This window comes from Methanoculleus sp. UBA291 (assembly GCF_002499755.1).
In the GTDB taxonomy this organism is placed as follows: Archaea; Halobacteriota; Methanomicrobia; order Methanomicrobiales; family Methanoculleaceae; genus Methanoculleus; species Methanoculleus palmolei.
Genome location: NZ_DANC01000051.1, coordinates 1 through 8,152, shown reverse-complemented (window position 1 = coordinate 8,152; position 8,152 = coordinate 1). Strand labels below are relative to the sequence as shown.

Annotated in this window: 9 protein-coding genes; 3 read left to right on the top strand and 6 right to left on the bottom strand. The window is 60.8% G+C overall.

The window, feature by feature from the left end; all coding sequences use genetic code 11:
- Positions 1–170, bottom strand: a 170-nt coding sequence (locus BP737_RS12065) for a hypothetical protein (protein WP_342679097.1), incomplete at its 3' end; no start/stop codon positions are given.
- A gap of 388 nt (positions 171–558) precedes the next feature.
- Here BP737_RS12065 and BP737_RS12060 point away from each other — a divergent pair.
- Positions 559–1,155, top strand: coding sequence for a hypothetical protein (locus tag BP737_RS12060; protein WP_292405290.1), 597 nt, complete (start codon positions 559–561; stop codon positions 1,153–1,155).
- A gap of 77 nt (positions 1,156–1,232) precedes the next feature.
- On the opposite strand, the gene BP737_RS12055 is transcribed toward BP737_RS12060, so the two are convergent.
- A complete protein-coding gene (locus BP737_RS12055) occupies positions 1,233–2,159 on the bottom strand; it encodes a hydantoinase/oxoprolinase family protein (protein WP_292405287.1) in 927 nt (308 codons plus the stop codon).
- Positions 2,156–3,043, bottom strand: coding sequence for an ATP-grasp domain-containing protein (locus BP737_RS12050; protein WP_292405284.1), 888 nt, complete (start codon positions 3,041–3,043; stop codon positions 2,156–2,158). The genes BP737_RS12055 and BP737_RS12050 overlap by 4 nt, the downstream gene beginning before the upstream one ends.
- 83 nt (positions 3,044–3,126) lie before the next feature.
- Here BP737_RS12050 and surE point away from each other — a divergent pair, with 83 nt between their 5' ends.
- Positions 3,127–3,918: a 5'/3'-nucleotidase SurE gene (gene surE / locus BP737_RS12045; RefSeq protein WP_292405281.1), complete on the top strand. Its 792-nt coding sequence runs from the start codon at positions 3,127–3,129 to the stop codon at positions 3,916–3,918.
- Between the two features lie 10 nt (positions 3,919–3,928).
- Entirely contained in the window at positions 3,929–4,630 is a 702-nt protein-coding gene (gene rpiA, locus BP737_RS12040; protein WP_292405293.1) for a ribose-5-phosphate isomerase RpiA, read from the top strand.
- On the opposite strand, the gene BP737_RS12035 is transcribed toward rpiA, so the two are convergent.
- The 3 genes from BP737_RS12035 to acs all read right to left on the bottom strand — a co-directional run bounded on the left by BP737_RS12035 (position 4,619) and on the right by acs (position 7,827).
- Positions 4,619–4,999: an ArsR family transcriptional regulator gene (locus BP737_RS12035; protein WP_292405280.1), complete on the bottom strand. Its 381-nt coding sequence runs from the start codon at positions 4,997–4,999 to the stop codon at positions 4,619–4,621. The genes rpiA and BP737_RS12035 overlap by 12 nt on opposite strands.
- Positions 5,000–5,316: 317 nt before the next feature.
- Positions 5,317–5,886 (bottom strand): TATA-box-binding protein, encoded by a 570-nt coding sequence (locus BP737_RS12030; RefSeq protein WP_292405278.1) that lies wholly within the window; start codon positions 5,884–5,886, stop codon positions 5,317–5,319.
- A gap of 42 nt (positions 5,887–5,928) precedes the next feature.
- A complete protein-coding gene (acs, locus tag BP737_RS12025; RefSeq protein WP_292405276.1) occupies positions 5,929–7,827 on the bottom strand; it encodes an acetate--CoA ligase in 1,899 nt (632 codons plus the stop codon).
- Between the last annotated feature and the right edge of the window lie 325 nt (positions 7,828–8,152).

The window sequence follows — 8,152 nt, the reverse complement described above, 5'->3', positions numbered from 1 at the left end:
CTGTTGATGAATTCATGGGCGTAGGTGCCCTTGGGGCATACCCTTCCCTCGTTGACCGGGGAGCGGGTGTAAGGTTGTGTGCCGACAACCTTCCCGTCCCGGACGACGAGGTTGAAACTGCAGCCGGTACCGCAGTAGGGACATGTTGTCTGTACGTACTTGAGATCCATGGTAAAAACCTCGGATACACTAATATAGACAATTGAAATATTTAACACTAGTGCTTAACAAGCGATTTTTTGATGAATAAGTGTGGGTTGTGTGCCCCCTTCACTCCGGGGGGTGGGTGCACTTCCCGGGATTACCGACCGGATCAATATTCGGGCCTGCCATCCGGGCCCATAGACCCGGACGCTCACAGGGCGCCGCCGTCGAGCGGTTCTCCTGCCCCGGTCCGGAGCAGACTTCGATGAAGGCAGTTTCGGGAGGCACGCCCCCGGAGCACCGGACATGAGGGCCCGGGTCCTCGCTATGCCGGCCGTTCTCTTCGAGGAATGGGGTTATTATTGGTGGCATACCATACTTTTCACACAGTTCCACAGGGGAGCAACCACCGTGATGAAAAAACTGCCTGTCCCGCCCATGCTCGTCGACCTGGTGGGAAACGCCCTGACGTCAATGGACGGTGTCGAGTTCACCGACCTCGCGGCCTGCCCGTCGTGCGGCGGTCCGGTGACGGGACATGACCTGCGGGAAAAACGGTTTGCCGTCCTGCTCGATGACGGAAAAGAGCGCACCATTCGGGTCAACGTGAAGCGGTTCTACTGCCGGCAATGCAACGCTCTCTGCTATGCAGACGCGCCGTTCTACCCCGACACCCGCCTCGCATCGCCCATCGTCGACCTCTGCGTCGTTCTTGCGCAGCAGATGCCCTTCAACCGGGCGGCACACTACCTCCGGGCGATGGGGATCGTCGTCGACCGGGGGACAATCCGGAATTACGCCTCCCGCGACTTCGGCGCGATCCCGGCAACAGAACTCTTCGGTCTTCCCCTACCGCTCTCCCTGCTGAACCTCGCCACCTTCGCCCTCGACCGTGAGCGGCGTCCCATCGTAGGGGCAGAAGCGCTCGCTGCCTGTGGTTTCCCACCCGCAGACCGGACAGCGCTTCACAACAGGAGTGCGCCCGAACAGCGGGATCAGTGGTATAACTAGGAAGAGGAAGAAGAACGGAAACCCGAGAACAAACGACGCCGCCGTGATGACGACCGATGCCGCGAGCAGAACGAGGGTCAGTCGGAAGCGGTTTGCCGTAGCGCCACCTCCCTCACCGCATACGCGGGCAGTGCATCCGAGAACTCTCCGAGTTCCTGTTCCAGCATGATGCCGTCCAGTTCACGGGCGAAAAGGTCCGCTCCTATCCCAGCCGTGATCACCTGCTCGGCGCCGCTCCGGAAGAGCGCACGCCCCACTGCACGGACGATCAGCGTTCTCTGGGCCTCCCAGAACTGCCTGGCCACCTGGAGGGCCCCGGACTCCCCGATCTCGTCGAGATCGGCGCAGACGACCCTGGCAAGCCTCCGGAGCGCTGCATCGGCGGTCTTTGCACCGTTATCCGGAGCCGGACAGGTATAGTCTTCCGGAGCGATATGGCCGAGCACGAGATGCACATCGGCGCTTGCGGCGAAGTACTCGGTGCTCACCGGGGTTACCGTTCCGTCCAGCATCACCGACGACAGGATTGCGGCGACGTTCGTCCTGAGCATGCCGGTATAGACGAGATACTGTTTTTGCAGCCGCCGGGTGTCGGTCAGCCCTTTGAGACTCTCGAAGGAGTTGAGGGGAATGACGTCGGCAGTGGTGCTCCCCACGTCGAGGAGCACCGCATCGGCGTACTCTTCGCGCAGGTAATCCGCCGACGCCAGCCAGTTCGCAGCGGCAAGGTCCGGGACCGGCCGGGTATGAAACGCCGCGTCGGTGCCGTAGAAGGCGGCATCGGGGATGACCGCATGAACGGTCCCGACGATCCATTTGATGCCCTCAATCTTGCTTGCAAAACAGTCCGCCAGTTCTCCGCTCATCACCACGGCGGCGGGTTCCGCGTAGGGTTCGAGGAGTGCGGCAAGCGGGGCGCCCTGCCAGAGCGGGCAGTAGTGGATGTGCACACCGGCGTCGTCGACGACCTTGAGGTTCGCACCGCCGATATCGATGCCGATCATGGCCGGCTGATCCTCCCGTCCGTGTCGAACCGCACCCTCCCGGAGAGATGGACCTCCGTCGGTCTTTTGCCGTGGGACGCAGCAACAAGGATATCGGCGATCTCCTCCTCCATGACGGCTGCGATGCCGACCAGGCTGGTCGTAGGTCTCGGGTTGACGTCCACTACGTAGATGCGGTCTTTGACGATGACATCGATCCCGGCATATCCCTGGCACCCGAGGATGTTCAGCGCCCGGACGGCCGTGGCGACGATCTCTTCCTCGCGCTCCGGGTGGACGGGCGTCTCGCCCCCGAGATACTGGAAACTCCCGTCTTCTGCGACGGCGATCTCCTGCCGGTTGACGGCGAGCAGGAGCGGGGGGTTGCCAGAGTAGAACTCACAGACGTCGCCGGTCACCCGGCTTCCCACAAGACTCACGCTCAGCGTCTCCCCCTCGATATATGCCTGGGCGAACTCGCCGGCACCCGGCTCCCCGTCCGTCAGCCGGACCCCGCGGGCGCCGCAGCCCATGATCGGTTTGACCACCTGTCTCCCTTCACCGGCATCGGGGGGGACCGCAACCCCGTTCCGGGAGAGGATTGCCGCTGTCCGTTGTTTGTTTGCGCAGACAGCCACATTCATACTGCCGCATCCGACGTTGTGAGTGAACTGTTCGAGGAGGTGCGTGTACCGGAAAAGGAGGTGGTCCGGTGCAATGACCAGCCCTACGTCGCACCCGGGCGCGAGCCTCCGGATCTCCCCCTCGAAATCGGGTCCCTCCGGGACCACCACGTCGTAGCCGCACCGGGCAAAACTCTCGCTCAGCGTGGCGAGCATGGCAGCACCCTCAGGCGCAAGGTCGGGGTCGTTGCATACGGAGTATTCGGCGAGAAGTGCCTTCATCGTAGTACAAGGTTGACCGCCGGAGACTTGACCCTGACGATCGGGCAGGTTTTTGTGACTCAGGGACCATCCTATAAACAAGGATGAAACAAAAGATTTTGCTTACCAATGACGATGGAATCACGTCTGCGGGGCTCTGGGCGGCGTATGATGCGCTTGCGCCGATCGCCGACGTCACCGTGGTCGCGCCCGCCACCCAGCAGAGCGCCGTGGGGCGATCGATCTCCATCTTTGAGCCTATCCGTGCAACCCGGGTGGCGATGAACGGGGTGCCGGCATACTCGGTCGGCGGGAAACCAACCGATTCCGTGATCATCGGGCTGTTTGCCCTGAACCTGAACCCGGACCTCGTCGTCAGCGGCATCAATATCGGTGAAAACCTCTCATACGAGTCCATCATGACTTCGGGGACCGTCGGGGCCGCGCTCGAAGCGGCCAACCAGGGAGTGCCGTCCCTTGCCTTCTCGTTGCAGGTGGAGGACCAGGGCGATAAGTTCGACGATCCATCGAAGATCACGGATAGGTTCTCCGATGCAAAATTGGTGGTCCGCGAGATCTGCGGTAAGATTCTCGCAAACGGGTTCCCGGAGAATGCCGACGTCATCAACGTGAATATCCCGGCATCGGTGCGCGGCGGTTACGAGATCACCCGCCTTGCCGAGAAGCTCTTCTACACCGGCGTGGAGAGGCGCCTCGACCCTCGCGGGCGCCCCTACTACTGGATCGACGGGCCCCTGCACGAAGATGCGGAGGAAGGGACCGACGCGCACGCGGTGCAGAAAGGCAACGTCTCCATTACGCCCATCACGCTCGATTGTACGGCATATCGGGCCGCAGATCGCCTCAGGAGGATCTTCGGTGGAACGGATATCTGAAGAGAGGACGATGAGTACGGCGATGATTGCAGCAGAGGCGAAGCGGAATGCGGGGTATCGGGCAGCCGGGGCGGTCGAAGACGGGATGGTCGTCGGTCTCGGCACCGGGTCGACCGTCTTTTTTGCGATGGAGCGGCTGGGGATGCGGATCGCCGGAGAGGGTCTGTCCATCGCCGGCGTTCCGACATCCTACCAGGCGGCCGTCCGTGCACACCGGTACGGCATCCCGCTCACGAGCCTCGACGAACACCCCGAGATCGATATCGCCATCGACGGGGCCGATCAGGTCGATCCGGATCTTTGCCTGATCAAGGGACGCGGCGCGGCGCTCCTCCGGGAGAAATGCGTGGCGGACGCATCCCGAAAGGTGCTCATCGTCGTCGATCCGACGAAGATGGTCGATACCCTGAGTGCACCCGTCCCGGTCGAGGTGCTCCCGTTCGCCTCCGCAGGCGTCATCCGGCGCCTCGCTCTCCTCGGCGCCGAGCCGGTTCTCCGGGACGGCGTGAAGAAAGACGGCCCGGTTGTTACCGACAACGGGAACTTCATCGTTGATTGCGACTTCGGAGCGATCAAAAGTCCCCGGGTCCTGGAAAGAGAGATAGCCGCCATTCCCGGCGCGCTCGAGTGCGGCCTTTTCACGGCATACGGAGAAAAAATAACGGTTATTGTCGGTGAGGAGAAGGGTTGCCGCGTTGTGTCATTGCAATGAGATGCATTCCCGCATCTTCTGAATGAGGTCCAGCTGGTGCCGGGCTTCTTTTTTCTTTTCCTTCTCGATTGTATCCATGATCTCCGTTATCGGACGGGAGAGCGTGTAGATCTTCACCGGCCGCCCTTTGCTCTCCGACTTGCTCTCGCGGGTGTCGATCCAGTTGCACTCCTTGAGGTAGCGCATGGCGATGCTGACTTCAGGCTGGCGGAGATCGGTGCCCCGCTCGATATCGCGAGAGGTTGCTTCATCGGTGTTCGCAAGGTATACGAGCACTTTGGAGACATTCCTCTTGATACCGATACCCATGAGAAGTTCAGCGAGTTCTTCATCGCGTGGCGTAAAATACTGTATCTTGTCGGACCTCATCCGTTCACCATCAGATGATATCTATTGTTTTAAATCTGACTATAAAAATATTATTATTTCAATAGGAGATTTTGCGATTGTGGTTGTTTTAAGAGAATCGATGGAGCAATGGGTTGACGATAATTATCCGTTTCCTTACCGGATCATGCCCCCTTCGGCGATGAGGAGGTGATCTCCGGGAGAGAGAAGGAGTCCGGCTGGTTTACGAACCGGGGCCCAGCCGCCCGAGTCCCGGCCTCCTCTCACTTTCATACCGGAGAAGAGGGAATAACCGGGGGTCCGTACGACCAAAAAAAAGAGAAGGATATTTTATAGGATTAGATGAGCCCGAGACTGGAGAGTTCGGAGAGGATCCGCTGCACCGCACGCCTGGCGTCTTCGGGCACCTTGCCGCCGGTGATGATCAGTTTGCCGGACCCGAAGAGGAGAACGACCACCTTCGGGTCGTCGAGCCGGTAAACGAGCCCGGGGAACTGTTCGGGTTCGTATTCGATTTTGTCCAGGTTGAACCCTACGGCAATCTTATTCAGGTTGATCGGTGTCCCGAGGTCTGCCGATGTGACGATGTTCTGGACCTTGTAGGTCAGTTTTTCAGGTTCGGGGATATCGATACCGAGTGCCCGCAGGTGCTCGCCGAGGATCTGCAGGCCCCGCGAGAGGCTGTCGATGCTCTTCGCACCGGTCAGGACGACCTTGCCGGAGCCGAAGACGAGTGCGGCGATCTTCGGGTCCTGCATCCGGAGAACGACGCCGGGGAACCGTTTTTTATTATATTCCGCGTCCTTCAACTGGGAGGCAAGAGAGGGGAGATCAAGCGAATCCGTCACTTTCGCGGAAGCGACGATATTTTCTATCTTGAGGGACTCCTCTGGTTTACGCTCATTCATATATATATCATGCTTAAAACAGTATATAAAGGGGATGGTTATTTATTCCTCCAGGGTCGATGTATCGCCGGGGTCCATACCCAGTTCCTGCGCTTTTAAGAGCCGCCTCATGATCTTGCCGCTCCGGGTCTTTGGGAGCGACCGGACGAAGTCGAACTCGGACGGGATGGCGATGGGCCCAAGTGTCATCCGAACGTGGTAGACGAGGTCGTTCTTCAGTTTCTCACCGGGTTCGCAGCCGTCTCTGAGGATGACGAAGGCCTTGATGGTGTTCCCCCGCAGGGGGTCGGGTTTCCCGATCACGGCCGCTTCCGCCACGGCTGCGTGGGAGACGAGCGCGCTCTCGACCTCTGCGGTGCCGATGTTGTGCCCGGCGACGACGATCAGGTCGTCGGACCGGCCGAGGACCATGATGTAGCCGTCTTCATCCTTCACCGCAAGATCGGCCGCCGTGTAGCATCCGGGGATGGTGTTCCAGTACTTGCGGTAGCGTTCGTCGTCGTTCCAGATCGTCCGCATCATCGACGGCCAGGGCTCCCTGACGACCAGGAGGCCGCCGGTGCCCGGCGGGACCGGGTTTCCGGCCGCATCGACGACGTCTGCGACGACGCCCGGGATCGGCCTGCCCACGAATCCCGGGCGCATGGGTTCGCCGATCGTCGTGGTCAGCATATGCATCCCGGTCTCGGTCTGCCACCAGGTATCCATGATCGGGCACCGCTCTTTTCCGATGGTGCGGTAGAACCACTCGAAAGCCTCGGGGTTGAGCGGTTCGCCGACCGATCCGAGGATGCGAAGCGACGAGAGGTTGTAGCGGTTCGGCCACTCCTCGCCCACCCGCATGAACATCCGGATGGCGGTCGGGGCGGTGTAGAAGATGGTGACGCCGTACTCTTCGATGAGGTCCCAGTAGTTGCCCGGGGTCGGGTAATCGGGGGTTGCCTCCGCAAGGAGGCAGGTGGCGCCGTTCAGGAGCGGGCCGTAGACGGCGTAGCTGTGACCGGTGATCCAGCCGGGGTCGGCGGTGCACCAGTAGACATCGCTGTCCTTGACGTCGAAGACGTACTTCGTCGTGTAGTAGGTCCCGACCATGTAGCCGCCGCAGGCGTGGACGATGCCTTTCGGGGTCCCCGTCGTGCCGCTCGTGTAGAGGATGAAGAGCGGGTCTTCGGCGTCCATCGGTTCAGCCGGACATTCCCGCTCCGCGCCGTCCATCAGGTCGTAATAGTCCACCTCCATCTCGGGGTGGAGTTCCACGGGCTTATCGGCATCGCGCCGGAGAATGACGATCCGCTCAACGCTCGGGGCGTTGACGACCGCCTCTTCTACGATGGTCTTGAGCGGGATTGCCTTGCCGCGCCGGTAGGTGAAGTCGGCGGTGACGACCACCTTCGCGTCGATGCCCCGGATCCGCTGGTTGAGGGCGCTGACGCCGAACCCGCCGAAGACGACCGAGTGGACGGCGCCGATGCGGGCGCAGGCGAGCATCGCGATGACCTGTTCGGGCACCACCGGCATGTAGATGCAGACCCGGTCGCCCTTCCCGACGCCGAGGCGCTTAAGACCGTTCGCGAACCGGGAGACAGCCTGCAGGAGCTGGCGATAGGTGTAGGTCCGCTCTTCGTCCGCAGTCTCCCCCCGCCACAGGATCGCAACCTTGTTCCGCCGCTCGCGGTGGGCGTGGCGGTCCAGGCAGTTGTGTGTGATGTTGAGTTTCCCGTTGACGAACCACTTTGCGTACGGGTATTCCCATTCCTTCACCCGGTCCCAGGGCTGGAACCATTCAAGTTCCCTCGCGATACAGTCCCAGAACCCATCGGGGTCTGCCAGGAACTTCTGGTAGGTCCGGTTGTAGTCACCGATCCAGGAGCGCTCCTTGCAGCTGGCCTCGGGAGAGTAGTACTTCGCCTCCTCAAGTTTGACGTTGAAACTTTCAGCCATTCAGGCACCCCAATTATACATTATTAATAATGTATAATATATCAACATTCTGGTCGGTGGGGGTGGGGCAACCACCACGGCGCCGGGAGAGGCGGTGGATACGCCGGAACGTGAATTTCCCGGGGGACAGGGGGGGCCGGGTGCGGTACCTCTCTTCACTCAATAGATTGGCTTGCAGAAGGAACCATCTCCGGCCCCTTTGCCGGTCTCCGGGTCTTATGCGTGCTGGAACCGCAATAGCAGACGCCGGAGCCGGGGGACATGAGGTGAAGACGATAACCGCCGGATGAGAGCAGGGTTCCGGCGGTGATTATTTATTACCCTT

Coding starts and splice junctions, on each gene's coding strand:
- BP737_RS12035 (WP_292405280.1), bottom strand. CDS start 4,999: ATGAGGTCCGACAAGATACAGTATTTTACGCCACGCGATGAAGAACTC.
- BP737_RS12060 (WP_292405290.1), top strand. CDS start 559: ATGAAAAAACTGCCTGTCCCGCCCATGCTCGTCGACCTGGTGGGAAAC.
- BP737_RS12050 (WP_292405284.1), bottom strand. CDS start 3,043: ATGAAGGCACTTCTCGCCGAATACTCCGTATGCAACGACCCCGACCTT.
- rpiA (WP_292405293.1), top strand. CDS start 3,929: ATGAGTACGGCGATGATTGCAGCAGAGGCGAAGCGGAATGCGGGGTAT.
- surE (WP_292405281.1), top strand. CDS start 3,127: ATGAAACAAAAGATTTTGCTTACCAATGACGATGGAATCACGTCTGCG.
- BP737_RS12030 (WP_292405278.1), bottom strand. CDS start 5,886: ATGAATGAGCGTAAACCAGAGGAGTCCCTCAAGATAGAAAATATCGTC.
- acs (WP_292405276.1), bottom strand. CDS start 7,827: ATGGCTGAAAGTTTCAACGTCAAACTTGAGGAGGCGAAGTACTACTCT.
- BP737_RS12055 (WP_292405287.1), bottom strand. CDS start 2,159: ATGATCGGCATCGATATCGGCGGTGCGAACCTCAAGGTCGTCGACGAC.